The sequence below is a fragment of the Shewanella sp. AS16 genome (assembly GCF_021412365.1).
GTDB classification, from domain to species: Bacteria; Pseudomonadota; Gammaproteobacteria; order Enterobacterales; family Shewanellaceae; genus Shewanella; species Shewanella salipaludis.
Genome location: NZ_JAKCLK010000001.1, coordinates 683,821 through 709,921, shown reverse-complemented (window position 1 = coordinate 709,921; position 26,101 = coordinate 683,821). Strand labels below are relative to the sequence as shown.

Annotated in this window: 17 protein-coding genes; 13 read left to right on the top strand and 4 right to left on the bottom strand. The window is 60.0% G+C overall.

The window, feature by feature from the left end:
* The first annotated feature begins 61 nt into the window (after positions 1–61).
* The 11 genes from malQ to LZP73_RS03075 all read left to right on the top strand — a co-directional run bounded on the left by malQ (position 62) and on the right by LZP73_RS03075 (position 20,282).
* Complete coding sequence (gene malQ / locus LZP73_RS03125) at positions 62–2,467, top strand: 4-alpha-glucanotransferase (RefSeq protein ID WP_234233015.1); 2,406 nt, start codon at positions 62–64, stop codon at positions 2,465–2,467.
* A complete protein-coding gene (gene glgB / locus LZP73_RS03120) occupies positions 2,464–4,722 on the top strand; it encodes a 1,4-alpha-glucan branching protein GlgB (RefSeq protein ID WP_234233014.1) in 2,259 nt (752 codons plus the stop codon). Before malQ ends, glgB begins: the two co-directional genes overlap by 4 nt.
* 1 nt (position 4,723) lies before the next feature.
* The gene (gene glgX, locus LZP73_RS03115) at positions 4,724–6,856 is read left to right on the top strand and encodes a glycogen debranching protein GlgX (protein ID WP_234233013.1); all 2,133 of its coding nucleotides are present in this window, start codon (positions 4,724–4,726) and stop codon (positions 6,854–6,856) included.
* Positions 6,849–9,320, top strand: a complete 2,472-nt coding sequence (locus tag LZP73_RS03110; RefSeq protein WP_234233012.1) for a glycogen/starch/alpha-glucan phosphorylase — start codon at positions 6,849–6,851, stop codon at positions 9,318–9,320. The genes glgX and LZP73_RS03110 overlap by 8 nt, the downstream gene beginning before the upstream one ends.
* 89 nt (positions 9,321–9,409) lie before the next feature.
* Positions 9,410–10,678: a glucose-1-phosphate adenylyltransferase gene (gene glgC, locus LZP73_RS03105; RefSeq protein WP_234233011.1), complete on the top strand. Its 1,269-nt coding sequence runs from the start codon at positions 9,410–9,412 to the stop codon at positions 10,676–10,678.
* Positions 10,679–10,770: 92 nt separating this feature from the next.
* A complete protein-coding gene (locus LZP73_RS03100) occupies positions 10,771–12,351 on the top strand; it encodes a glycogen synthase (protein ID WP_234233328.1) in 1,581 nt (526 codons plus the stop codon).
* Positions 12,352–12,550: 199 nt separating this feature from the next.
* Positions 12,551–15,604, top strand: a complete 3,054-nt coding sequence (locus LZP73_RS03095) for an EAL domain-containing protein (RefSeq protein ID WP_234233010.1) — start codon at positions 12,551–12,553, stop codon at positions 15,602–15,604.
* A 112-nt stretch (positions 15,605–15,716) separates the two neighbouring features.
* Positions 15,717–17,057, top strand: coding sequence for a DEAD/DEAH box helicase (locus LZP73_RS03090; protein ID WP_234233009.1), 1,341 nt, complete (start codon positions 15,717–15,719; stop codon positions 17,055–17,057).
* 34 nt (positions 17,058–17,091) lie between these two features.
* On the top strand, positions 17,092–18,171 hold the full coding sequence (locus LZP73_RS03085) for a CobW family GTP-binding protein (RefSeq protein ID WP_234233008.1): 1,080 nt from the start codon (positions 17,092–17,094) through the stop codon (positions 18,169–18,171).
* Positions 18,172–18,257: 86 nt separating this feature from the next.
* Complete coding sequence (locus LZP73_RS03080) at positions 18,258–19,628, top strand: MATE family efflux transporter (RefSeq protein WP_234233007.1); 1,371 nt, start codon at positions 18,258–18,260, stop codon at positions 19,626–19,628.
* Between the two features lie 306 nt (positions 19,629–19,934).
* Positions 19,935–20,282 (top strand): hypothetical protein, encoded by a 348-nt coding sequence (locus tag LZP73_RS03075; RefSeq protein WP_234233006.1) that lies wholly within the window; start codon positions 19,935–19,937, stop codon positions 20,280–20,282.
* Between the two features lie 13 nt (positions 20,283–20,295).
* Here LZP73_RS03075 and nadK read toward each other — a convergent pair whose 3' ends face one another.
* A complete protein-coding gene (nadK, locus tag LZP73_RS03070; RefSeq protein ID WP_234233005.1) occupies positions 20,296–21,174 on the bottom strand; it encodes an NAD(+) kinase in 879 nt (292 codons plus the stop codon).
* Positions 21,175–21,273: 99 nt separating this feature from the next.
* Between nadK and grpE the strand changes: the two genes are divergently transcribed.
* On the top strand, positions 21,274–21,879 hold the full coding sequence (gene grpE, locus LZP73_RS03065; RefSeq protein WP_234233004.1) for a nucleotide exchange factor GrpE: 606 nt from the start codon (positions 21,274–21,276) through the stop codon (positions 21,877–21,879).
* 100 nt (positions 21,880–21,979) lie between these two features.
* Here grpE and dxs read toward each other — a convergent pair whose 3' ends face one another.
* From dxs to xseB, 3 genes are read right to left on the bottom strand one after another with little or no spacing between them, the layout of a single operon-like run.
* Positions 21,980–23,848 (bottom strand): 1-deoxy-D-xylulose-5-phosphate synthase, encoded by a 1,869-nt coding sequence (gene dxs / locus LZP73_RS03060; RefSeq protein WP_234233003.1) that lies wholly within the window; start codon positions 23,846–23,848, stop codon positions 21,980–21,982.
* A 21-nt stretch (positions 23,849–23,869) separates the two neighbouring features.
* A complete protein-coding gene (ispA, locus tag LZP73_RS03055; protein ID WP_234233002.1) occupies positions 23,870–24,751 on the bottom strand; it encodes a (2E,6E)-farnesyl diphosphate synthase in 882 nt (293 codons plus the stop codon).
* 2 nt (positions 24,752–24,753) lie between these two features.
* Positions 24,754–24,993 (bottom strand): exodeoxyribonuclease VII small subunit, encoded by a 240-nt coding sequence (gene xseB, locus LZP73_RS03050; protein ID WP_169563312.1) that lies wholly within the window; start codon positions 24,991–24,993, stop codon positions 24,754–24,756.
* Between the two features lie 339 nt (positions 24,994–25,332).
* On the opposite strand from xseB, the gene pomA reads away from it, so the two are divergent.
* Complete coding sequence (gene pomA / locus LZP73_RS03045) at positions 25,333–26,100, top strand: flagellar motor protein PomA (RefSeq protein ID WP_234233001.1); 768 nt, start codon at positions 25,333–25,335, stop codon at positions 26,098–26,100.
* The last annotated feature ends 1 nt before the right edge of the window (position 26,101 follow it).

The following is a 26,101-nucleotide window of genomic DNA, read 5'->3' as shown; positions in this document are numbered from 1 at the left end:
ATCCGCTGGCATGGTTACTGCCTATCTAGGGCATGGGTAAGCTGTCGCGGGGTCGACGAATATGGGGCTGGAGCAGTTACTGTATTTGCACGGAGTGGGAGCCGAGTTTGTCGACTGTTTTGGCCGGCAGATACGGATCCCCCAGGAAGACAGGCTGGGAGTGCTGAGCGCCATGGTCGGCGGCTCCTTACCCGAGCCGCCGGTGCAGCCCCTTGGGGCCGGGCATGACTCACTCGCCTTCATGGCGGCGCCGCTCAGGGTGGAGCAGGCTCCGGACAGCTGGATAGACAAGCGCATCTATGAGCTGGATGCCCATCCCTGGACCCGGGTATTGCCCGGGTTTCATTGGTGTCATGTCGATGATGCCTGGCTAAGTTGTTATCTCGCCGACGACTTTTGCGGTCATCTGCAGCTGCAATTGACCACAGAGAGCGGCGAGAGCCTGCTATTCTGCGTGCCTGCAAGTGCGCTGCGCCCCATAGGTGACTACCGCATAGGCGACAGGCGTTACCAGAATTACCGCATAGATCTCGGCGGTCCCCACCCGGTCGATACTCATGCCGAGCAGAATGCCGACGCCTCCCGGGCTGAGCCGGGCGAAGAGGCTGTGCCGCCTGTGCTCGGGCTTGGCTACCATGAGGTGCGCTTGCGGCTGCTGACACCTTCAGGGAGTCCGGACTCTGAGGCTGAAAGTGAATACCTGGGCACTCTTATGGTGGCCCCGAGAATGGCCTATCAGGGCATGCTGGCGCCCCAGGAGCGGCCCGTGCGCCGCCCCTGGGGCATCAGCATCCAGCTCTACAGCCTGCGCAGTGAGGAGCAATGGGGCATAGGCGACTTCGGCGATCTGCAAGACTTGCTGCGCCGGCTCGCCGCCAGAGGCGCCGATTTTATCCTGTTGAATCCCCTGCATGCGCTGGATATTGCCGCCCCCGAGCAGGCCAGCCCCTATAGCCCCTGCGATCGCCTCAGGCTCAACCCCTTGTATATCTGTCTCCAAGCCGTTCCCGAGTATGCCGGCCTGCAGGAGGAATTTTCCCGCCCCAGGTGGCAGCAGGCCAGAGCCGAGCTGAACAGGGATAACTGGCTCGACTACGGCGGCGTCGGCCGCCTCAAATACCAGGCCCTGGCATGCCTATATGCGGCATTTCGTGATGAACACCTGAGGCTTTGCAGCGCCAGGGCGCAGAAGTTTCATGCCTTCGTTGCTAAGGAGGGGGAGGGCCTGCAGGCCTTCGCCCGGCTCGAGCTGGCCAGGGGGCCAGCCTCCCTGCCACAGGAGCTGGATTTTTACCTCTATCTGCAGTTTGTTGCCGCCGGCCAGCTGGAGCTATGCCAGTTGGAGGCCAGACAGGCGGGCATGGGCATAGGCCTGGTGCGTGACCTGGCCGTCGGCGCCCTGTCCCATGGGGCCGAGGTGCAGACCCATGCCGACGAGTTTTGCGTCAACGCCAGCATAGGGGCGCCGCCGGACCCCTTCGCCCCCCAGGGCCAGAACTGGGGCCTGACGCCCCTGGATCCCCTGGGTCTCAAGCGGAATGACTTCCGGCATTTCATCGCCCTGTTGCGGGCCAACATGAAGTCCTGCGGCGCCTTGCGCCTGGATCACATCATGGGCCTGCTGCGGCTCTGGTGGTGGCCACTGGATAAGCGCCTGGGTGAGGGCGCCTATGTGTATTATCCGCTGACCACTTTGCTCGCCATCCTCTGCCTCGAGAGCCAGAGGGCCCGCTGCCTGGTGATAGGCGAAGATCTTGGGCTGGTGCCTGTGGAGATCATCTCGGCGCTGGCCGATGCCGGCATCTATTCCAACGAACTCTTCTACTTCTGCCGCGATGCCCAGGGGTTCAAGCCGCCGGCCGCCTATAAGCCACAGAGCCTGATGATGCTGGCCAATCACGATGTGCCCAACCTGGCCGCCTGGTGGTGTGGCAGCGACCTGCATCTGCGCCGGCAGCTGGGCTTGCTGGAGACGGATGAATTGCTGGGCCAGGCGCTGCAGGAGCGCGACCTGGATAAGCAGGCGCTCGTAGCCGCCATAGGGCGGCGCAGCGGGGCATTGAGCGGCATGGCGCTGGCCGGGATACGTTTCTCCGCCCTGTTGCCCGAGTGGATAGACCTGGTGGCCTCCGGGGCCGCTGCCCTGTTCAGCGTGCAGCTGGCCGATCTGCTGGCGGAGAAGCACCCTGTCAATATTCCCGGGACCTGGCAGCAATACCCCAATTGGCAGCGACGTTTGCCCCTGAGTACCGAACAGATCTTCAACAGTGCCGAGGTGACGGACTGGCTGCAGCGCTTGGCCGTCAGTCGCCACTGCCGGCTCCAGAACCAGAGTCAGAACCAGCATCGAGATCAAAACCTAAGCCAATGCTCAAACCCGGCCCGCAAGCAAGACTCAGGGGGGGAAGAGGCGCTTGAAATACACCCAGCCGACCCAAGGCCCAACTTAAGGAAGAGAGAGATATGACACATAACGCTCCTTATTTTCATGATGGCGCCGACATAGCGCTGCTCAACGGTGACTATATAGATGTGTTTTCCCTGCTGGGGATGCATAGCATAAATCAAGGCAAGGCTCTGAGTGTGCGCTGTTTCCTGCGCGGCGCCATGAGTGTCGATGTGGTTGGCCTGAAAGATAACCGCAAGGTTGCCAGCCTGGAGAAGCTCAACGACGAGGGGCTGTTTGCCGGCAGCCTGGGCCGCAGGGTCAAGCCTTTCCTCTACAAGCTCAGGGTCGAGTACCCCCTATGCCGGCAAGAGATCATAGATCCCTATCAATTCGCCAGCCTGCTCAATGCCGATGACCTGTTCCTCTTCGGCGAGGGCTCGGCCGAACGGGCCTACGAGTTTCTCGGGGCCAACTGGCGCACCCACCAAGGGGTAACTGGGGTGCATTTCTGTGTCTGGGCGCCCAATGCCAGGAGGGTATCCCTGGTGGGCGACTTCAATCACTGGGACAGTGCCAGCCATGTGATGCGGCAACATCTGGCCAACGGCCTATGGGAGATCTTCCTCCCGGGTGTCGAGGCGGGGGCCCATTACAAGTTTGAGATCCAGCGGCAAAGCGGTGAATGCCAGACCAAGGCCGATCCCTATGCCAAGGTCATGGAGTGCCCGCCCCATAATGCCTCCCTGGTGCCGCCCGAGGCGAGCCATGAGTGGCAGGATGCCGCCTGGCTCGAGCGCAGGGCCGACACCCACTGGCATCAGGCGCCCATGTCCATCTATGAGGTGCACTTGGGATCCTGGCGGCGCAAGGGGGAGGACGGCCAGGCGTACCTGGACTATCAAGATCTGGTGCGCGAACTCATTCCCTATGTGCAGCAGCAGGGGTTCACCCACATAGAGCTGATGCCCATCAGCGAGTATCCCTTCGACGGCTCCTGGGGCTATCAGCCCGTAGGCCTGTTCGCTCCCAGCCACAGGTTCGGGGATGCCAAGGGGCTCAAGGCCTTCGTCGATGCCTGCCATGGCGCCGGCATCGCCGTGCTGCTGGACTGGGTGGTGGCCCATTTTCCCAAGGACAGTCATGGCCTGGCGCGCTTCGATGGCACTTGCCTGTATGAGCATGAAGATCCGCGGCAGGGCACTCATCCGGACTGGGACACCCTGATCTACAACTATGGCCGCGGCGAGGTGCAGAGCTTGCTGCTCAGCAATGCCTGCTATTGGTTGCGGGAGTTTCATTTCGATGGTCTGCGGCTCGACGCCGTCTCGTCCATGCTCTACCTGGACTATAGCCGTGAGGCGGATCAATGGCTGCCCAACGCCGAGGGGGGGCGTGAGAACCTGGAGGCGATCGCCTTCCTGCAGAACCTGAACCGCCGTCTGTATCAGGCATTTCCCGGTATCTGCATGATAGCGGAAGAATCTACCGCCTGGCCCGGGGTGACCCAGGCAACTGAGCATAAGGGCCTGGGCTTCGGCTTCAAGTGGAACATGGGCTGGATGAACGACAGTCTGAGCTATCTCGGGCGTGATCCCTTGTACCGCAGCCATCATCACAATCAACTGACCTTCAGCCTTATGTACGCCCATACGGAGCAATTTATCCTGTCGCTGAGCCATGACGAAGTGGTGCATGGCAAGGGCTCCCTGCTGCATAAGATCCCCGGCGACGACTGGCAGAAGTTCGCGACCCTGAGGGCCTACTATGGCTTCATGTGGGGTCATCCGGGCAAGAAGTTGCTGTTCATGGGCAATGAGTTTGCCCAGCGCGACGAATGGCGTCATGGCCGCAGCCTCGACTGGCATCTGTTGGAGTATGCCCCCCATCAAGGGGTGCAGGCCTGGGTGCGGGATCTCAATGCCCTGTATCGGCAGCAGCGGGTATTGGCGGCAACGGATCATGTCCCGGGGGGCTTCGTCTGGCTCGATTGCGACAACAGCCAGAGCAGCGTGTTTGCCTTCATGCGGCGGGGCGGCCCTGAGGATGCAAGCCTGATCTTCGTCGTCAACATGACCCCGCAGTTGCACCAGGGCTTCAGGCTGGGGCTGCCGCTGGCGGGGAAATATCGCGAATGCCTCAACAGCGACAGCCACTGCTATGGCGGCAGCAACCAGGGCAATGCCGGCCTGGTCGTTGCCGAGCCCGAGCCCTGGCAGGGGCAGGCCTGCAGCGCGCTGATCACTGTGCCGCCGCTGGCCTGCATAGTGCTGACGCCCGTGATTGCCGGTGCCACGCCTGGCGGTGTGGCCTGTGCTGCGGACACAGAGGCCTAGCATGGAGCCGTTGGCGGGTATGCCTTATCCCCTGGGGGCGACGCCGGACGATGGCGGGGTGAATTTCGCCCTGTTTTCTGCCAACGCCACTGGGGTCGAGCTATGTCTGTTCGATGCGGCCGGCCGGGAGAGCCGGAGGATCCCGCTGACCCACAGGACCCAGCAGGTCTGGCATGGCTATCTGCCGGGAATAGGGGCAGGCCAGCTCTATGGCTACCGGGTCCATGGCCCCTATCTGCCGCACCTGGGGCATAGGTTTAATCCCAACAAACTGCTGCTCGACCCCTATGCCCGCCAGCTGGTGGGCAATTATGTGCCCAGCGAGACCCATTACGGCTACCAGCTGGGCCATGAGGAGCTGGACCTGTCGTTCGACATCCGGGATAACGCCGCTTTCATGCCCAAGTGCCGGGTGCTGGACGTGCGTCACTTACGCCGGAGACCCAATAACTCGCCCCGTCATCCCATGGCGAAGAGCATCATCTATGAGCTGCACCCCAAGGGATTCACCCAGCTGCATCCAGGGGTGTCTCCCGCCGCCAGGGGCCGCTTCGCCGCCTTGGCTTCGGCGGAGATAGTCTCCTACCTGCAGCGTCTGGGGGTGACCTGTGTCGAGCTGATGCCGGTGCAGGCATTTGTTACCGAGCCTTTCCTGGCGGAAAAACAGCTGAGCAACTACTGGGGCTATAACAGCATAGGTTTCTTCGCTCCCCATCCAAGTTACTTGCAGGGCGATGACGTGAGCGAATTCCGTGACATGGTCGATACCCTGCACTCGGCCGGTATCGAAGTTATCCTGGATGTGGTCTATAACCACAGCGCCGAGGGCAACCGGCTCGGTCCGACCCTGAGCTTTCGTGGCATAGACAACGTCAGCTATTACCGCTTGCACCCCAACATCCAGCGCCATTACATCAACGACACCGGTTGCGGCAACACCCTCAACCTGAGCCACCCCAGGGTGCTGCAGCTGGTGCTCGACTCATTGCGCTACTGGGTCGAAGTGATGGGGGTAGATGGCTTCAGGTTCGATCTGGCTTCCTGTCTCGGGCGGGAAAGTTATGGTTTCGATGCCGGTGCCGGCTTCTTCGATGCCCTGTTGCAGGATCCTGTGCTCTGCCAGGTGAAGCTCATCGCCGAGCCCTGGGACATAGGGCCGGGCGGCTATCAGCTGGGAAATTTCCCCCTGGCCTTCAGCGAGTGGAACGACAGGTACAGGGACACTATGCGGCGCTTCTGGCGTGGCGACAACGGCATATTGCCGGAGTTTGCCAGACGCTTCCATGGCTCGGGAGACCTGTTCGAGCACAATGGCAGGACTCCCGCCGCCAGCATCAATTTCATCACGAGTCATGACGGTTTCAGCCTCAGGGATCTGGTCAGCTATGACAAGCGCCACAACCTGGCCAATGGCGAAGATAATCGCGATGGCCATCAGGAAAATTTCAGCCATAACCATGGCGTCGAAGGCCCGAGCGACGACGGCGCCGTAGTGGCGCTGCGCCAGCGCCAGTGCCGCAACCTGTTGACCAGTCTGTTCCTGTCCCAGGGAGTGCCCATGCTGCTGGCCGGCGATGAGATGGGCCGCAGCCAGCAGGGCAACAACAACGCCTATTGCCAGGATAACGAACTCAACTGGTGTGACTGGCGCCATCTGGATGGGGAGTTGTTGGACTTTACCCGTAGGCTGATCGCCCTGCGCCGGGCCTTCCCGCTCCTCTGCCATAGCCGCTTCATCCACGAGCCCAGGGCGTCGGACAGTGCCGGCCTCAAGTGGTACAACCGCCAGGGGGAAGAAATGACCAAGTCCCTGTGGAGCGAGGTCCATAGCCGCAGCCTTTCCCTGGTGCTGCAGGGGGACCTGTGCGGCGACGGTAAGCAGCAGGCTCTGTTGCTGATGGTCAATGCCGACGACACAGAGCTGAGGTTTCATCCCCCCAGGCCCGCAGGCCTGGGCGCCTGGCGTTGCCTGCTGCATACCCAGCATAGCGATGACACCCAGATACATGCGGCCTGGGACGGCGATTATCTATTGCTGGATCGCAGCCTGATCCTGTTTCACACAGAGCTAACCAATCCAGAACTATCCAACCCAGAGTCAACCCAGAGCCAGCCAGGAGCCAACCATGAGTGATGCAGCCACAGATATGATTACGCAGCAACGAGCGGCCGGTAAGTTACCCCCATGTGAACCCTGTGATTCCCTGGCGGCGGCCTTCGAGCGCCATGTACGCTACGGTCTGAGTTACATAGAAGGCGCCGAGAGTGAGCTGTTTCACGCCCTGGCCCTGAGCGTCAAGGAGCAGATGCTGGACGCTTGGCTGGCGACCCGCAGCAAAGACAATGGCTTCGACACCAAACAGGTGGCGTATCTGTCGCTGGAGTTCCTCATGGGACGGGCATTGGGCAATGCCTTGCTGAACCTGGATCTCACCGCCCAGAGCCGTGAGGCGTTGAGCGACTATGCGGTCAGCTTCGAGCAGCTGCAGGAGGCCGAGCACGACGCCGGCTTGGGGAATGGCGGTTTGGGACGCCTGGCGGCCTGTTTCCTCGACAGCTGCGCCAGCATGGATCTGGCGGTCACAGGTTATGGCATCAGATACGAATATGGCATGTTCGCCCAGAAGATCAGCGATGGCTACCAGATAGAGCGGCCGGACCGCTGGCTGCGCGATGGCAACCCCTGGGAAGTGCGGTTGCCGAGCCACAATGTGACTGTGCCTTTCTTCGGCCATACCGAGTCCCATGTCGACAAACATGGCCGCAGACACATGACCTGGAACGATACCCACGACGTGCTCGCCGTCGCCTACGACATGCCAGTGCCAGGTTACCGCAATGGCCGCATCAATACCCTGAGGCTCTGGAAGGCCGAGGCGACAGATGATTTCGATCTGGATGAATTCAACCAGGGCGACTACAGCGAGGCGGTGGCGAGTAAGAACCTCGCCGAGCAGATCACCATGGTGCTCTATCCCAACGATGCCAGTGAAAATGGCAAGGAACTGCGGCTGCGGCAGCAATACTTTCTCTCCTCCGCCAGTCTGCAGGACTTGCTCAGGCGCTATGTGGCGCACCATGGCGAAGACTTCAGCCAGTTCGCCGCCAAGAATGTGCTGCAACTGAACGACACTCACCCCAGCATAGCCGTGGCCGAGTTGATGCGCCTGCTGCTGGATCATTACGGACTCGAGTGGGACGCCGCCTGGGATATCACCTGCAACAGCCTGGCCTACACGAATCATACCCTCTTGCCCGAGGCGCTGGAGCGCTGGCCCGTGCCCCTGTTCGCCCACATGCTGCCACGCCTGCTGGAGATCATCTATGAGATCAACGCCAGGTACCTGGAGCTGGTGGCCCATCACTGGCCGGGTGACGGCGCCAAGCTCGCCGCCATGTCCATCATAGAAGAGGGGCCTGTGGCCCATGTGCGCATGGCCTATCTGGCGATAGTGGCGAGCTTCTCGGTGAACGGCGTGGCGGCGCTCCATACCCAGCTGCTGAAGGAAGGCCTGTTCAGGGACTTCTTTTCCCTGTGGCCCCATAAGTTCAACAACAGAACCAATGGCGTGACCCCCAGGCGCTGGCTGGCCCATGCCAACCCCAGGTTGACCGGCCTCCTGAGCGAACATCTGGGGGAGGGTTGGATCACGGATCTGAGCCAGTTGAGCCGCTTGAAGGACCTCATACATGACGAACCCTTTCTCGGCCGCTGGCGCGAGGTCAAGCAGGCCAACAAGGCCGAGCTGGTGGCCCTGGTCAAGCGGGAATCCGGGGTCAGCTTCGATGTCGATATGCTGTTCGATGTGCAGGTCAAACGCATCCACGAGTACAAGCGCCAGCTGCTGAACATACTGCATGTGATCCATCTCTACCATCAGATCCAGGCGGGCAACACGGCCGGCATGGTGCCGCGCTGTGTGCTGATCGGCGGCAAGGCGGCCCCCGGCTATGCCATGGCCAAGCTCATCATCAAGCTGGCGGCCAATGTGGCCCACATGGTCAATTCGGATCCCCTGGTGAGCCCCTATCTGCGCTTCGCCTTCCTGCCCAACTACAACGTCAGCGCCATGGAGCAGATCTGCCCGGCGGCGGATCTGTCGGAGCAGATCTCCACCGCCGGCAAGGAAGCCTCGGGCACGGGCAACATGAAATTCATGATGAACGGCGCCCTGACCATAGGCACCCACGACGGCGCCAACATAGAGATGCTCGAGGCCGTGGGCGAGGACAACATCTTTCTATTCGGCCTCAGCGCCGCAGAGGTGAGTGACATGCGTAACCATTATCGCCCCGGGGAGGCCATCGCCCTGTCGCCGGCATTGACCCAGGTGATGGCCTTGCTCAAGAGCGGCCATTTCAACCTGCTGGAGCCGGGGATCTTCGACAGCATAATTGCGGCTATCGAGAGCAGCGACGATCAGTGGATGACGGCGGCCGACTTCGAGGCCTATCGCCTGGCCCAGGAGAATGTCGCCCGCCTGTATCTGGATCAACGCCAATGGACCCAGAAGAGCATACGCAACACGGCTGCCAGCGGTCGCTTCTCCAGCGATAACACCATCGCCGGCTATCGTGATGAAATATGGCGGCTCTGAGTCGCCTGCAGCACAGAGTACCAAAGGGCTTATAGAAATTGCATGGAAGTCCCACTTAAATGGAAGTTATCTTTATGGAGTCAGCGCCTATGTCCAACAAGAATCCACGTTACATCAGTAATTTAACCCGTGAAACCTATGCCTTGATCTTGGCGGGTGGTCGGGGCTCACGCCTGCATGAGCTGACCGACTGGCGCGCCAAGCCGGCACTCTATTTCGGCGGCAAGTTCCGCATCATAGATTTCCCCCTGTCCAACTGCATCAATTCGGGCATACGCAGGGTAGGGGTGGTGACTCAGTACAAGTCGCACTCGCTGATCCGCCATGTGATGCGCGGCTGGGGTCATTTCAAGAAGGAGCTGGGAGAGTCGGTGGAAATCTTGCCCGCCTCGCAACGCTTCTCGGACAACTGGTATCAGGGCACGGCGGATGCGGTATTCCAGAACATAGACATAATACGCCACGAGTTGCCCAAGTACGTCATGGTGCTGTCCGGGGATCATGTCTACCGCATGGACTACGCCGGCCTGTTGGCGGCCCATGCCGAGTCCGGGGCCGACATGACGGTTTCCTGTCTCGAGGTGCCTGTGGCCGAGGCGGCCGGTGCCTTCGGGGTGATGGAAGTGGATCAGAGCATGCGCATTCTCGGTTTCGAGGAGAAACCCGCCCTGCCCAAGCCCCTGCCCGAAGATCCCGAGCTGTGCCTGGCCTCCATGGGCAACTATGTATTCAATACCGAATTCCTGTTCGATCAATTGAAGAAAGACGCCCAGAATGCCGACTCGGATCGCGACTTCGGCAAGGACATAATTCCGTCGATCATCGCCCATCATAAGGTGTTCGCCTATCCCTTCAAGAGCGCCTTCGCCAACGAGAAGGCCTACTGGCGCGATGTGGGGACCCTGGACTCCTTCTGGCTGGCCAACATGGAACTCTTGTCGCCGACCCCTGCACTGAATCTCTACGATGCCAAGTGGCCCATCTGGACCTTCCAGGAGCAATTGCCGCCGGCCAAGTTCGTCTTCGACGATGACGACAGGCGCGGCATGGCGCTGGACTCGATAGTCTCGGGCGGCTGCATCATTTCCGGCGCCACTGTGCGTCGCAGCGTGCTCTTCAACGAGGTCAGGGTCTGCTCCTATTCCCTGGTGGAAGATTCGGTGATCTTGCCCGATGTGGTGGTGCTGCGCCATTGCCGCATCAGGAACGCCATCCTGGATCGCGGCTGCATCATCCCCGAGGGCATGGAGATAGGCTACAACCACGAGCATGACAGGGCCAAGGGCTTCAGGGTCTCTGAAAAGGGAGTGGTGTTGGTGACCCGCGACATGCTGGGTTTGCCGGTCGGTTATGAATGAGGCGCCGGCCCGAGCCAGGCCTGAGCCAAGAGCGAATCATGGGAATAGAGCAACATGGGAGAAGCGTCACAGTGAGCCCTAAACGTGTGTTGATGTTGGCGGCGGAGAACGCCGCCCTGGAGCATGCCAAGGTCGGCGGCATGGCGGATGTGATCCGCGACCTGCCGCCGGCGCTGGCGGAGCAGGGGCTGCTGGTCGATGTGGTGATGCCGGGTTATGGTTTCCTGCCAGCCATGGCCGGGGCCGAGCTCATGGCCGAGCTGAGCGTCGCCTTCGGTGGCCGCCGGGAAAGGGTCGAGGTCTATCGCGCCGCGCATCCGCTGCTCGAAGGCGCGCATATCTACCTGCTGGAACATGGGTTGTTTGTCACCGAGCATGGCGGGATTTACTGCGATGGCAGTCCGGATAGGCCCTTCGCCGAAGATGCCACCAAGTTTGCCCTCTGGTGCGCCGCCGTCGCCGGTGCCTTGCTGGATGGGCTCATCCCCATGCCCGAGGTGCTGCACCTGCACGACTGGCACGCCGGGCTTTTTGCCATGCTCAGGGCATTTGCGCCCGAATACCGCAGCCTGAGAGCCGTCCCCTGTGTGTTTACCATACATAATCTGGCGCTGCAGGGCATAAGGCCAGTGCGCCAGGAGGCGTCTTCACTGGCGGCCTGGTTCCCCGGGTTACTCCAAGACCTTGACAGCGAACAGCTGGCGCAGATCCTGGATCCCCGCTACCCCCAATGCGTCAATCCCATGCGCGCCGGCATAGTATTGAGCGACAGGGTACATCTGGTCTCGCCCAGCTATGCCAGGGAAGTATTGCAGGCCTCCTGCAGCGAGAAAGGTTTCTTTGGCGGCGAGGGCCTGGAGGCGGATCTGCGCCTCAAGTCGCAGCAGGGGCGTTTGCTGGGGATACTCAACGGCTGCCACTATGGCGGGACGGCCGCGGCCACTTCCCGGGATTTAAGCCTGGTATTGAGCGCCGCCGAGCAAGCGCTGATGCTGTGGCAGGGGCCGCGCCAGTTGACGCCGGCACTCGATACCTTGGCCCTATGCCGCATCGCCGGCCTATGGCGTGCCTTGGACAGGGGCCGGGCCCCTGACTTCCTGCTGACCTCAGTCGGTCGCCTGACGGATCAGAAGGTGCTGATCCTCAGACAGGCATGGGCGGAGGGGCAGAACCTGCTGCAATGCCTGCTGACCCGGCTGCGGGCGCTCAGGCCCGGCGCCCTGTTCATCATGCTCGGCAGCGGCGATGCGGCCATCGCCGCCGAGTTTCGCCGCCAGGCGGCCGGTTTCGACAACTTCCTGTTCCTCAACGGTTATGACGAGGCGCTGGCGGAACACCTCTATCGGGCCGGAGATCTGTTTCTGATGCCGAGTTCCTTCGAACCCTGTGGCATCAGCCAGATGCTGGCGATGCGGGCGGGGCAGGTGTGTCTGGTGCATGGCGTCGGTGGCCTCAAGGATACTGTGACGGACGGCGAAACTGGTCTGGTGTTCAACGGCAGGGATCTCAGGGAGCAGGGCCAGGAGCTGCTCGGCAAGCTGGAACAGGCGCTGGCCGGGTTTGGCTCCCCGGCCTGGCATAGGCTGGCCAAGGCCGCCGCCGGCCAGAGGTTTGATTGGCATGCCATCGCCGGCATCTACCGTCGGGAGCTGTATCGCCTCGCGAACGACTGAGGCTGTTGCCTGTCTCTATGAATGCGGGCCCTGGGCCATTTCTGTGTCTGTGTGAGTTTACGGCGACGGCGACAGGGCTTCTGCTACACTTTGTTAGTCTGGGAATGCCGAGCAGAGTCGGCCGAGGATCCTTAACCTGCTTGTCGTCGCGGTATGACGCATTGCTCAAGGGACTAGCTAAGGGACTGTTAACTTCATCATGACTGACAGCATTTTTTTCTCATTGGCCCAAAACACCGCGCTGTTACTGGCATTGGTGCTGCTCTACGATGCGATCCCCAAGCGACAGCAAAGCTATTTTCCACCATGGGGCCTGGTCCTGGGGCTGATCATAGGTGGCATAGGCATGACCATAATGAGCAGCCCATGGGAATACCAACCCGGGGCTGTTTTCGATTCGACCTCCATATTGCTGAGTATTTCCGGGCTCTTCTTCGGCGGGCTGCCGACCCTGGTCGCCGTGCTGATGACCTCGGCCTACCGCATAGGCATGGGGGGAGACCACCTCTGGCTGGGCGTGAGCATCCTCATCGCCAGTGGTTTCGTCGGCGGCCTATGGCGCCATTACCGGCGCGCCATACTGACGGATATCAGCTTCAAGGAATTGTTTTTCTTCGGCCTGACGGTGCATCTGGTGATGCTCAGCTGCCTATTTGTGCTGCCCCTGGAGCAGGCCCTGACCCTCTTGCGTCAGGTGGCGCTGCCTGTGATGCTCATCTATCCGGGCGCCACTGTGCTCATAGGCAGGTTGATTTCCCGGCGCTTCGATCTGGAGCGGGACGAGCAGATACGTTTGCAGGATGACTTCCTGTTCCGCAATCAATTTACCTCGGGCAACCTGGGCCTGGCCATCAGCTCTGTGTCCCAGCGCTGGATCAAGGTCAATCCGCGCCTGTGCCAGATGCTGCAGTATGACGAGCAGGCCCTGCTGCGCATGACCTGGACGGAAATGACCTATAAGGCAGATCTGGCGGCTGAGCTGGTGGAATTCAACCGTATGCTGGCCGGTGAGATAGATGAGTATGAATTGGACAAGCGCTTCCATGCCAAAGATGGCAGTCTGGTCTACGTTCATCTGACTGTGGCCTGTAAGCGTGTCCATGGCAAGGTGCAGCTGGTGATTGCCGGCCTGCTGGACATAGGCCGTCAGAAGCAGGCCGAGTCTGAGCTCAGGGCCAGCCAGCAGCAGCTGGCATTGGTGTTGAACAGCAGCGATCTCGGCCTGTGGGACTGGGATGTGCTGTCCAACAGGGTAGAGCGCAATCAGTGCAGTGCCCAGATCCTCGGGGTCCCAGTCGACAGCCTCAATGCCGACGCCTGTCTGTGGACTGATGCCATTCACCCGGACGACAGGCCGCGGATCCTCGAGGCGTTGGCGGCGCATCTGCAGGGCAGAAGCTGCCAATACAAGGTGGAATACCGCCTGAGACACGAGTCGGGCGCGGTGCGCTGGGTGCTGGATACCGGCAGGATAGTGGCACGGGACTCCAGGGGGCGGGCGCTGCGCATGTGTGGCATACATTCGGATATTACCGAGCGCAAACTGGCCGAGGAATCCCTCTCCCTGGCGGCCTCTGTGTATAACAACAGCAGCGAAGCCATGAGCGTGCTGGACGAAAACGGCAGCATAATCACCACCAACGCGGCCTTCTGTGAGATGACAGGTTATACGGCCGAGGAGGTGCGCAATAAGCCAATCCGGATCCTGCAATGCGATCTCAACAGTCAGCTATTCTACCAGCAGATGGGCTCGACCATAGAACAGACGGGCCATTGGCAGGGAGAGCTGTGGCAGACGCGCAAGAATGGCGAGGCTTATATGATCCGCCTGACGGTGAATACCATCAGGGACAAGGAGGGCAGGCCTTATCTTTGGGTGGCACTCTTCTCGGATATCACGGCACAGAAAGAAAACGAGCGCCTGATCTGGCGCCAGGCCAATTACGATGCCTTAACCGGGCTGCCGAACCGGCATATGCTGCTGGAATACCTGGATGCCGGCATCCGCACGTCACAGCTGAGTCAGCAGGGATTTGCGCTGCTGTTCCTGGATCTGGACCTGTTCAAGGAGGTGAACGACAACTTGGGGCATGACATGGGCGACAGGTTGCTGGTGGAAACCGCCAAGCGACTCAAATCCTGTGTGCGCGAATCTGACATGGTGGCCCGCCTCGGGGGAGATGAATTCACCCTGGTGCTGATGGATATCGACAGCCAGGGCAGATTGGAGCGGCTCGCCAATCAGGTGCTCAATTGTATCGCCGCGCCCTACATACTGGACGATGAGACCGCCTATATCAGTGCCAGCGTAGGCATCACCTTGTATCCGGACGATGCGACCAGCACGGAGGAGCTGCTCAAGCATGCGGATCAGGCCATGTATGCCGCCAAGAACCTGGGACGCAATCGCTTCAACTATTTCACCCCTTCGATGCAGGTCTATGCCAAGTATCGCATGCGCTTGATCCAGGACCTGCGCCAGGCATTGCAGAACCAGGAGCTGGAGCTGCACTATCAACCCATAGTCGAGCTGAAGACAGGCAGGGTCACCAAGGCCGAAGCCCTGGTGCGCTGGTGTCATCCGGTGCGCGGCATGGTATCGCCGTCGGAATTCATTCCCATCGCCGAAGACACAGGCTTGATCCTCGACATAGGCAACTGGGTATTCGAGCAGGCCGCGAAACAGAGTGCCTACTGGCGGGACACCCTGGGGGTGGAAGTGCAGATCAGCATCAACGAATCACAGGTGCAATTTCGCGACAATAAACATGGCTGCAAGGATGCCATAGCCCTGCTCCATGAGCTGAATCTGAAGGGGGCCGACCTCTGTATCGAGGTCACGGAAGGCCTGTTGCAGGATGCCGACATAGGGGTAAGAGCTCAGCTGAAGGCGTATCGGGATGCAGGCATTCAGTTGTCGCTGGATAATTTCGGTACTGGCTATTCTTCCCTGGCTTATCTGCAGCAGTGTCATATAGATTACCTCAAGATAGACAAGTGCCTCACCAACAACTTGACCGGCAGTGACGATGAGATGAAGCTCTGCGAGGCCATCATCCTCATGGCCCATAAGCTGGACATCAAGGTCACGGCCGAAGGGGTCGAGACAGAGGCCCAGCGCCAGCGGCTGGTCGCCATCGGCTGTGATTATGCCCAGGGCTACCTGTTTTCCCGGGTGGTGACGGCAACGGTATTCGCACAAAGCTATCTGCAGCCCCAGGCGCTGGACTGCAAGCAACAAAATTACCTATAAAGCAGGGGGCTATTTTGATAGACTCCGCAGCCCAGATCCCGTCCCTGACTCGGTAACCCAAGCCAACAGCCGGCAACTATCGATACTCTGCCAATTAGCCTATGAGCCCACTATGAAATTTGAAACACTCGCTCTGTCTCCCCTTATCCTCAATGCGGTAGCCGAGTGTGGTTATCAGGAGCTGACTCAGGTGCAGCAGGAGGTGCTCCCCCTGGCCCTGGATGCCAAGGATGTCATGGCCTGCGCCCAGACAGGAACGGGCAAGACCGCGGCCTTCGCCCTGCCTCTGCTGCAGCAGTTGCTCGAGGCGGAGCACGAGTCGTCCGGGGCGAATGCCAGGACAGCCAGCTTGCGGGTGCTGGTGTTGACCCCGACCCGGGAGCTCGCCATTCAGGTGGCCGACAATATCAAGCGCTACAGTCAATTTCTGCCGTTCAAGACCCTGGCTGTGTATGGCGGCGCCAACATGAATCCCCAGCGCAAAGGCGTCGAACAAGGCGTCGATATCCTGGTGGCGACCCCGGGAAGGCTGTTCGACATCATAGGGCAATTCGGTCTGGACCTGTCCGGCGTGACGGCCCTGGTGATAGATGAAGCCGACCGTATGCTGGATCTCGGCTTCGTGCGCGACATAGAAAAAGTGAAACGCCTGATCGCGGCCAAGCACCAGACCCTGTTGTTTTCCGCGACCTATAGCGATGAGGTCAAACGCCTGGCGGAGAAAATGCTCGTTCAGGCCCAGTGGGTGAATGTGGCGCAGAGCAGCACCGCCAGCGGCGTGACCCAGGAAGTGTACCGGGTGGATCAGCGCCGCAAGGCCGAGTTGTTATCCGAGCTGGTGGGGCGACACAATTGGCAACAGCTGCTGGTGTTTGTCAGCACCAAGGAAAGCGCCGAGCACCTGCTGCAGGAATTGAAACTCGATGGCATCAAGTGCGCCGTGTTCCATGGCGACAAGACCCAGGGGGCCCGCAACAGGGCGCTGGAGGATTTCAAGAGCGGCAAGATACGCCTGCTGGTGGCGACAGATGTCGCCGCCCGTGGCCTGGACATTCAGGCGCTGCCCTTGGTGATCAACCTGGAGTTGCCCTTCGCCGCCGAAGATTATGTCCACAGGATAGGCCGTACCGGCCGCGCCGGCCTCGAGGGGCGGGCGATTTCCTTCGTCTCGCCCTCGGATGATGCCATGTTGGCCGAGATAGAGGCGCTGATAGGCATGCCTCTGCCGGTCTCAGTGATCCCGGGCTACGAGGAAGGGGCCCCCCTGCCTGCCCGCTACCGGGATGCACCGCCGACCAAGAAATACGCCGGCCCCAATGCTTACGTCCAGAGGAGCCGAAAGGGGGTGATGGATGCCAAGGCCCCGGCACGGGCGGGCAAATATGCCAAAGCCAAGGGCGCCGCCGGCAAGAGAGGCAATGGCGCCAAAGGCGGCAACAAAACCCAATCCTGAGCTCTGTTAGCGATCCCAAGCGAGTAAGCGCACCATGATAGTTCAAGCCATAGCCACCAATGTGATCACAGGTTTCCTCGGTGTCGGCAAGACCTCACTCATCACCCGGCTGCTGGCCAACAAGCCGGGTGGGGAACGCTGGGCCGTGCTGGTCAATGAGTTCGGTGAGGTGGGCATAGATGCCGGGCTGCTCGATGCCGGGGGCGCAGGCATAGAGATCCGCGAGGTTGCAGGGGGCTGCATCTGCTGCGCCGCCGGGGTACCGACCCAGGTGGCCATCAATCAGCTGATCGCCAGGGCCAGGCCAGACAGGTTGCTGATCGAACCTACCGGGCTAGGGCATCCGCTGGAAATCATCAAGCTCTTGTCCGCTCCCCACTATCACAATGTCTTATCCCTGCGCAGCACCCTCTGCCTCATAGATGCCCGCAAGGTGAGCGATGAGCGTTATCGCGGCAATGACAACTTCATGCAGCAGCTGCAGGCGGCGGATCTCATTCTGGCAAGCAAGACAGATCTCTATTGCCGGGATGAACTGCTGCAGCTGCAAGCCTATCTGGACGAGCTGGGACTGGCGGGGACCGAAATTATGGGCCACAGCCAGCAGGCGCCCCTGGATCAGGCCCTGCTGGAGGCTCTGGACAGGCCCGGGGTGTTAAAGGTATCGCCTGTTGCTGCCCCTGACTTGGGCAGAGCTGGGGTGGCGCCGGGCTCTGGGGTGCCGGTCTCAGGGGTTGCAGGCATGGCGGCTCGGGGGATCTTCGCCGAACGGCCACAGGCTGCCGGGCCGGAGCTGGATGAGCGCGGCATGGCGAGAAAGTTGAATGCGGCCGAAGGCTATTTCAGTTGCGGCTGGCTATTCGAACCCGCACATGAGTTCGACTTCGATGCCCTGTTGGCCTGGATAGAATCGCTCAAATCCGCCCATCTGCTCAGGCTCAAGGCGGTGATGATCACCCGGGACGGCATCGCCGGCTTCAATCTGGTGGATGACGAGCTGAGCCTGGCGGAGCTGGACGACGCCCTCGACTCGCGGTTGGAGATCATCGCCTCGAAACGGCTCGACTGGCAGCAGCTGGAGTCCGGGCTGCTCGCCTGCAGGCTCGGACCCTAGCCGGTCTGCGTCCCAGCGTAAGCCGGGCTTGGTCTTACTCCGGGGATTGGATACAATCCGTTTCTTTGATCACTCGAGTGTTTTTGATGCCAACCCAGGATCCGGATCTGAGTCTGCTCCAGCAGCCGATAAGCAAACTCTTCTGGCGTTACACCATTCCGACCATCTTCTCCATGTTGGTGACAGGCGTGTATGTCACCATAGACGGGATCTTCGTCGGTCATTACCTGGGAGAAACCGGCTTGGCGGGCATGATGCTGGCCTACCCGGTCGGCGCCATACTCTATGCCGTCGGCGCACTCATAGGCATGGGCAGTGCGGCCCTGGTGTCCATCAGCCTGGGGGAGGGGAACATTCCCAAGGCCAGAAAAATACTGGGCAATGCCTTCAGTCTCTGTTTGTCCATGGGCGCCCTGTTTGCCCTGCTGGGCGGACTCTTCTCCCGCAACATACTGCTCGTCCTGGGCGCCGAGGGAGCCGTGTTGGAGAGCGCCGATGATTACCTCTTCTGGTATTTCGCCCTATGCCATTTTCCCATCTTGTCCATGACCTTCACCGCCCTGTTGCGCAACGACGGTGAGCCGCAGCGGGTGACCTATGTGCTGATCTTGGGCGGAGTGCTCAATACCTTGCTCGACTGGTTGCTGATCGTCGTATTTCCCTTCGGACTCGCAGGGGCGGCGATTGCCACCATGTTGTCCCAGGCCGTCACCGGCGGCCTATGCCTGCGGCATTTCTTTGGTCCCAGGACCCGGCTTGGCATCAACTGGCAGCAGATGCGCCTCAGTCTGGACCTTTGCCTGAATATCGCCCGCGTCGGTTTCCCCAGTTTTCTGATGAATCTTTATCTGTCGATAGTGCTCACCCTGCACAACATCGCCTTCCTCTGGGTCGGCGCCCCCATACATGTGGCCGCCTATGCCGTGGTGGGCTACACGGAGGCCTTCTTCTATTTGATTTTCGAGGGCATCGCCTTCGGCAGTCAGCCGATCCTGAGCTTCAATGCCGGTGCCGGCCGCACCGAGCGGGTACGCCAGACGCGCAACATCGCCTTCGCCATGAGCTTGCTGGTCGCCTGCCTGGGTCTGCTGCTCATCTACAGTCGCCCCGAAGCCCTGGTATATCTGTTTGCCGGGGATACGCCGCAGCTGGCGTCCGTGGCCATAGAAGGCATGGGGCTGTATTTCTGGGGCCTGCCCATGGAGGGGCTGATCTTGGTGGGGGCCAGCTTCTTCCAGGCGATTAACTGCCCCAGGGAGGCCGCCATCCTCACCGGCAGCAAGCTGCTGTTGATCTGTTTGGTGATCTACGGCTTCGCCTGGGCATTCGGGGTGACCGGGGTGTGGATCTCGCTCGCCTGTTGCAGCAGCCTGTTGACCGTGTGGATGTTGTTTGCCATGAGAAGGGTCGACGTCGGCAAGGCCGCCCTGCCAGCCAGCAGAGGCGGGGCGCGCTAGCCCAGGGGTTAGCGCTATTCCTGCCGGCGCCAGTCTCTTCAGCGCTATTTTGCCGCAGGCGCCATCGGGGCGCCTGTGACCATGTCATCTATTCTTCATCCCCGGCTCCTGTTTCTCATATAGACTTCAATAGCGGGCGCTGACACAAGGCGCCAATACTAGGCCCAATGCAAGGCGCCAATGCAAGACTCGGAGAAGGATGCAGAATTGTGCCGGGTCATGAGTGTTGGCATGGGGCATTGACATGGAAGCTTGGCATGGGGAATTCACGGCCATGCTTGGCCGAGGGCATATTTGGAGGCGCAGATGATGAGCAAGAAGTTAGTTATGCCGGCGCTGGCGCTGCTGTTGGCGGCATGCAGTTCGACCCCGGGGAATTGGCAGGGCATGAGTAACCCGGATATCGCCCAATGGCAGGCCGCCGGGTTCAACGCCGCTGAGGCCCAGAGTTGGAAAGCCGCCGGATTCACCCCAAGCCGCGGCCTGAAATGGAAGCAGGCAGGATTCAGTCTGATGGAGGCCAGCCGCTGGCAACAGCAGAAATTCAGTGTCGATGAGGCCAGTCAATGGCGGAAAATCGGGGTGGCGCTCGATGAGGCAGTGGCCAATCGCAACAAGGGCCTGATGCCCATTCCGCCGGCGAAAATTGAATGACGGCTTGCCGCCGTCAGAACAACTTGCTGCCCCAACCTAGCTTGTTGCGCAGCACATGAAAGTAGTTGTGGCCCTTGGGATGGATGAGGCGCAAGCGCTCCTTGCTGCACCTGATGAGGATCTCATCACCGGGCAACACCGCCAAATGCACATGGCCGTCACAGCTGACTTCCAGGTTATCGCCATTTTCCGGTGAGACCACCAGCTTGATGGTGCTGCAGGCATCCACCACTATCGGCCTGCATGACAGGGTGTGGGGGAACATGGGCACCAAGATCAGCGCCTGCAGGCCAGGGGTGAGAATGGCACCACCGGCGGACAGTGAATAGGCGGTCGAACCTGTGGGGGTGGAGACTATCATGCCGTCGGCACGTTGACTGTACATGAATTGGTCGTCGATATAGACCTCGAACTCTATCATGTGGGCTATCTTGCCCGGGTGCAGCACCGCCTCGTTGACCGCGGTATTGCTGGCCTTGATTTTGCCATGCCTATGGACTTCGGCCTCCAGCAGGAATCTATGCTCTGTCTCGTACTCGCCGGCGAGTACCTTGGCCAGCTCCTCTTCGAACGCATCCGGTGCCAGATCCGTCAGAAAGCCCAGATTGCCGCGGTTGACCCCTATCACCCCCAGATCGAAACGCGCCAGCACCCTGGCGGCGCCGAGCATGTTGCCGTCACCGCCAACCACTATGGCCAGATCGCAACGTTGCCCCAGCTCGAGCAAGTCGACGGCTTCGACATCCTTGCCCAGCTCGCTGGCGACCCTTTCCTCGACCAGCACCACCAGCCCTTGCTCCTCGAGCCAAAGGTGTAGACGTTGCAGCGTCTGGTTGGTACCTTGATGATGTGGCTTGCCAATGAGGCCAATAGTGCGAAACTTTGTCGTCATATTTAGGTTAGATGTGCCCTTGGGACTTGAAACGTCGAAATTGATCCCCATAATATGCCCAGAGTATTTAGAAACAAAGCATTTTTAGCTGGAGTAACAATGAGCAAGAAGTCGATTGAAGCAGAGCAGGCACCGGTTGAAGCAGTGGTGGATACCGAGGCTGCGCCCCAGGAGGCGAGTCTGGTCGATGAGCTGACCCAGGCTAATTTCCGGGTAGAAGAGCTGGAACAGGCACTGGCGGAAGCCCAGGCCAAAGTCGATGAGCAGAAGGATTCGGTTATCCGTGCCGCCGCCGAAGTGGATAACATACGCCGCCGTGCCGCCATGGATGTGGACAAGGCGCGTAAATTTGCCCTGGAAAAGTTCGCCAACGAACTCTTGCCCGTGCTGGATAACATGGAGCGGGCACTGGCCGTCAGCGATGCCGCCGATGAGGCCACCAAGGCGGTCCATGAGGGCGTCGAGCTGACCATGAGAGGCCTACTGACCGCGGTAGACAAGTTCGGCATCAAGCCGGTCGATCCCCAGGGTGAAGCCTTCGATCCCGAGCTGCACCAGGCGATTGGCATGCAGCCCAGCGCCGAGTTCCCGGCCAATACTGTGATGCTGGTGATGCAGAAGGGTTACCTGCTCAATGAGCGTCTGCTGCGTCCCGCCATGGTGATGGTGTCCCAGGGCGGCCCGAGCGTGGATGTGGAAGCCTGATGTGAAAGTTTAAGGCGTCGGTTTGGCGCCAGGACAATAAAAAGGACTGCAATGGCAGTCCTTTTTATTGGCTGTCCCGGCAAGTGCCGGGTCCATCGCCTCAGGCATCAAGGAAGTCGCGGATCTGCGCCAGTATGCCTGCGGCATCCAGTCGCAGCTCGGCGGTGACTTCCGCTGGCGCGCCATGCTTGATGAATTCATCCGGCAGGCCGATTTGCAGCACAGGCTTTGGCAATTTCAACTGCTGCAGCAATTCCAGCACCCCGGAACCCGCGCCGCCCATGATGGCATTCTCTTCCACTGTCACCAGCACTTCGTGGCTGCCGGCCAAGGCTCGCACCAGCTCCACATCCAGAGGCTTGACGAAGCGCATGTCGGCCACAGTCGCATCCAGTTGCTCGGCCGCGCTCAGCGCCGCCGCCAAAGTGGTGCCGAAGTTTAGCAGGGCGATCTTCTGTCCCTGACGCTTGATGAGTCCCTTGCCTATGGGCAAGGCCGTCATCTCTTCGACCTGGGGCTCACCCGTGGCGCTGCCGCGGGGATAACGCACCGCAGTCGGACCATCCCGGTAGCAATAGCCGGTATAGAGCATCTGCCGACATTCATTCTCATCCGACGGCGCCATGATCACCATGTTGGGGATGCAGCGCATGAAGCTCAAGTCGAAGGCCCCCTGGTGAGTCGGGCCGTCGGCGCCGACTATGCCGCCGCGGTCTATGGCGAACAGCACAGGCAGTTTCTGCAGTGCCACATCGTGGATCAGCTGATCGTAACCGCGCTGCAGGAAGGTGGAATAGATGGCGACCACAGGCTTGTAGCCTTCGCAGGCCAGGCCGGCGGCGAAGGTCACAGCATGCTGCTCCGCGATGGCGGCATCGAAATACTGCTCAGGGAAGCGCTGCGAGAATTCCACCATGCCCGAGCCTTCACGCATGGCCGGGGTGATCCCCAGCAACTTGCTGTCTTTGGCGGCCATGTCGCATAGCCACTTGCCGAACACCTGGGAGAAGGTCGGCAGACCCGGGGCCGAGGCGGGCTTCTTGAACTGGGACGGATCGAACTTGGGCACAGCATGCCAGCCTATGGGATCTTTTTCCGCCGGCTCGTAACCGCGACCCTTCTTGGTCATTATGTGCAGCAGCTGGGGCCCCTTGAGGCCGCGCATGTTGCGCATGGTTTCCACCAGGGCATCGACATCGTGACCGTCTATGGGACCTATGTAGTTGAAGCCCAGCTCCTCGAACAATGTGCCCGGCACCACCATGCCCTTGAGGTGTTCCTCGGTGCGCCGCGCCATCTCCTTGATGGCGGGCATGCCCTTGAGCACCTTCTTGCCGCCTTCACGCAGCGTGGTGTACAGGCGCCCGGACATCAGCTGGGCCAGGTGGTTGTTGAGGGCGCCGACGTTCTCCGAGATAGACATCTCGTTGTCGTTGAGTACCACCAACATGTCGTTCTTGAGATCCCCAGCGTGGTTCATGGCTTCGAACACCATGCCGCCCGTCATGGCGCCATCGCCTATGACGGCAACCACCTTGCGGCCCGCCTGCTCTTTCTCGGCGGCGACCGCCATGGCCAGGGCCGCACTGACTGAGGTACCGGAATGACCGACGCTGAAGGTGTCATACTCACTCTCTTCCCGCCAGGGGAAGGGGTGCAGGCCATTCTTCTGGCGAATGGTTTGCATTCTGTCGCGTCTGCCCGTGAGTATCTTATGGGGATAGGCCTGATGGCCCACATCCCAGATCAGGCGATCGAAGGGGGTGTTGTATACATAGTGCAGGGCCACAGTGAGTTCCACTGTGCCCAGGCCAGAGGCAAAATGTCCGCTGGACATGCCAACAGACTTCAATAAAAACTCTCTTAGTTCATCGGCAAGTTGCGGTAACTGGGCCTGAGGAAGCTGTCTGAGCTCATCTGGGGTATTGGCCTTGGCCAACACGGGAAATAGGGAAATGTCCAAACTCATAGCGAGATACTTCGACTCTTATTATATTCTTCGCGCAATAATATAGCGGGCGAAGTCTGCAATTAACTGGCTATTGTATGGCAATTTTGCCAGCGCCGATAGTGCATCTTGGATAAGCTCGGCCGCGGTCGCCTGGGCGCCCGCCAATCCGAGCAACTTGGGAAAAGTGCTCTTGTTGGCCTCAGTGTCCGAGCCCTGGGGTTTGCCCAATTCTTCTGTGCTGGCAACGATATCCAGTATGTCGTCCTGCACCTGGAAGGCCAGCCCTATGGCGTCGGCAAATTGCAGCAGGGCCGAGGCATCGGCCGCCGGCGGCTCGGCGACTATGATGGCCAGTTCGACCGCGCAGCGGATCAGGGCCCCCGTCTTGAGGTTATGCAGCTGAGTCAGGGCTTCGAGGCTGACGGCCTTGTCGGTCGAGCCCAGGTCGATCGCCTGGCCGCCGCACATGCCGCGATAGCCCGAGGCCCTGGCCAGGGCTTTAACCATGGCCAGTTGTTGCTCGGCAGAAACGCCATCGAGCGTCTCTGTGACTATCTCGAAGGCCAGGGTCTGGAGTGCATCGCCTGCGAGTATGGCGGTGGCCTCATCGAAGGCGATATGCACAGTCGGCTGGCCACGGCGCAGCTCGTCGTCGTCCATGGCGGGCAAATCGTCATGGATCAGCGAGTAAGCATGGATGCATTCTATGGCGGCGGCGGCGGCGTCCAGCCTGGCGAGGGGGGCTCCCAGAAGCTGGCCTATGCTGTACACCAGGAAGGGGCGGATGCGTTTACCGCCGAGCAAGGCACCGTGAGTCATCGCCGCCTTGAGTCTGGGGGCGCTGTCGTCGAGGGAGGCGATTCTCTGTCTGAGCTGGGCATCGACCCTTTGCTGATAGTCGTGGATGGCTTGGGTCAACACTGCTATTCGCCCTCGACGTCATAGGCCGACAGAGGCGCAGTTTCATCCTGCTTGAGCAAGATAGCCACTTTCTGCTGTGCCTGCTCCAGCTTAGCCTGGCTGTTACGTACCAGATTGATACCGCGTTCGAATTGCTTCAAGGCGTCATCGAGTGTGACTTCACCCTGTTCCAGCTCGGCAACTATGCGTTCGAGTTCACCGAGGGACTCTTCAAAACTGAGATTTTCTGCTTTTTTGGCCACGTTAACATTTCCTCTGCTTAAGCGTGACACAAGGTATATCAGGGCGCATCGGCGGTCAAATTGAGTCGGCCAATAATTGTGCGATAGCGAGGTTTGGGGGGAATTATTTTTCGATAATTTAATTAATCGCTAAACTTGCGTCGCCTTTGTCCGATAACTGACAATAGCAGTCGTCGCAATTGGGTGTTTTTAAGCTGGTTAGCCTGATGATAGCGGTGGTAAGCTGGCAGTCCTGTTACCGACAGCCGAGTCTGGTCGTCCCGACAAGGGCCATGCTTGTCTCGTTGGTACTGTGAGTCTTTCTTTTGCGTTCTGCGTTTCTGGATTTGAGGATAGGTTGTGGATTTAGCTACCCTGATAGGCCTTATTGGCGCCTTCGGTTTTGTTATTATGGCCATGGTCAGCAGCGGCGGAATTGGTATTTTCGTCGACGTGCCATCGGTATTGATCGTCATGGCCGGCTCATTGTTCGTCGTCATGATGAAGTACAACCTGACTCAGTTTTTGGGGGCGGTGAAGATCGCTGCCAAGGCCTTCATGTTTAAGTTGGAAAAGCCCGAAAGCCTGATAGAACAATCTGTCAACATGGCCGATGCGGCCCGCAAGGGGGGCTTTCTGGCGCTGGAAGAGGCGCAGATCAGCAACAGTTTCATGCAGAAAGCCGTCGACATGCTGGTCGACGGTCATGACGGCGACGTGGTACGCGAGGCGCTGGAGAAGGATATTTCCCTGACCGAGGAGCGCCACAAGTCGGGGATCGGAATTTTTCGTGCTTTCGGCGATGTCGCCCCTGCCATGGGCATGATAGGCACCCTCATAGGCCTGGTGGGCATGTTGTCGAACATGGACGATCCCAAGACCATAGGCCCCTCCATGTCGGTTGCCCTCCTGACCACCTTGTATGGTGCTGTGATCGCCAACATGATGGCCATTCCCATAGCGGATAAACTGAACCTGAGGATGGGCGAAGAGATGCTCAACCGCAGCCTGATCATGGACGCGGTATTGGCCATCCAGGATGGCCAGAACCCCAGGGTCATAGAAGGCTTCCTGAAAAATTATCTGTCGGAGAAACAGAGGAAAATAGATACCACGGATGGGGAGTAAG

What these genes read in the sequence shown, in the direction of transcription:
- glgC (WP_234233011.1), top strand. Translation starts at nt 9,410, where the DNA reads ATGTCCAACAAGAATCCACGTTACATCAGTAATTTAACCCGTGAAACC.
- LZP73_RS03080 (WP_234233007.1), top strand. Translation starts at nt 18,258, where the DNA reads ATGCCAACCCAGGATCCGGATCTGAGTCTGCTCCAGCAGCCGATAAGC.
- LZP73_RS03075 (WP_234233006.1), top strand. Translation starts at nt 19,935, where the DNA reads ATGATGAGCAAGAAGTTAGTTATGCCGGCGCTGGCGCTGCTGTTGGCG.
- dxs (WP_234233003.1), bottom strand. Translation starts at nt 23,848, where the DNA reads ATGAGTTTGGACATTTCCCTATTTCCCGTGTTGGCCAAGGCCAATACC.
- nadK (WP_234233005.1), bottom strand. Translation starts at nt 21,174, where the DNA reads ATGACGACAAAGTTTCGCACTATTGGCCTCATTGGCAAGCCACATCAT.
- LZP73_RS03090 (WP_234233009.1), top strand. Translation starts at nt 15,717, where the DNA reads ATGAAATTTGAAACACTCGCTCTGTCTCCCCTTATCCTCAATGCGGTA.
- glgX (WP_234233013.1), top strand. Translation starts at nt 4,724, where the DNA reads ATGGAGCCGTTGGCGGGTATGCCTTATCCCCTGGGGGCGACGCCGGAC.
- glgB (WP_234233014.1), top strand. Translation starts at nt 2,464, where the DNA reads ATGACACATAACGCTCCTTATTTTCATGATGGCGCCGACATAGCGCTG.
- grpE (WP_234233004.1), top strand. Translation starts at nt 21,274, where the DNA reads ATGAGCAAGAAGTCGATTGAAGCAGAGCAGGCACCGGTTGAAGCAGTG.
- LZP73_RS03095 (WP_234233010.1), top strand. Translation starts at nt 12,551, where the DNA reads ATGACTGACAGCATTTTTTTCTCATTGGCCCAAAACACCGCGCTGTTA.
- LZP73_RS03110 (WP_234233012.1), top strand. Translation starts at nt 6,849, where the DNA reads ATGAGTGATGCAGCCACAGATATGATTACGCAGCAACGAGCGGCCGGT.
- LZP73_RS03085 (WP_234233008.1), top strand. Translation starts at nt 17,092, where the DNA reads ATGATAGTTCAAGCCATAGCCACCAATGTGATCACAGGTTTCCTCGGT.
- LZP73_RS03100 (WP_234233328.1), top strand. Translation starts at nt 10,771, where the DNA reads ATGTTGGCGGCGGAGAACGCCGCCCTGGAGCATGCCAAGGTCGGCGGC.
- malQ (WP_234233015.1), top strand. Translation starts at nt 62, where the DNA reads ATGGGGCTGGAGCAGTTACTGTATTTGCACGGAGTGGGAGCCGAGTTT.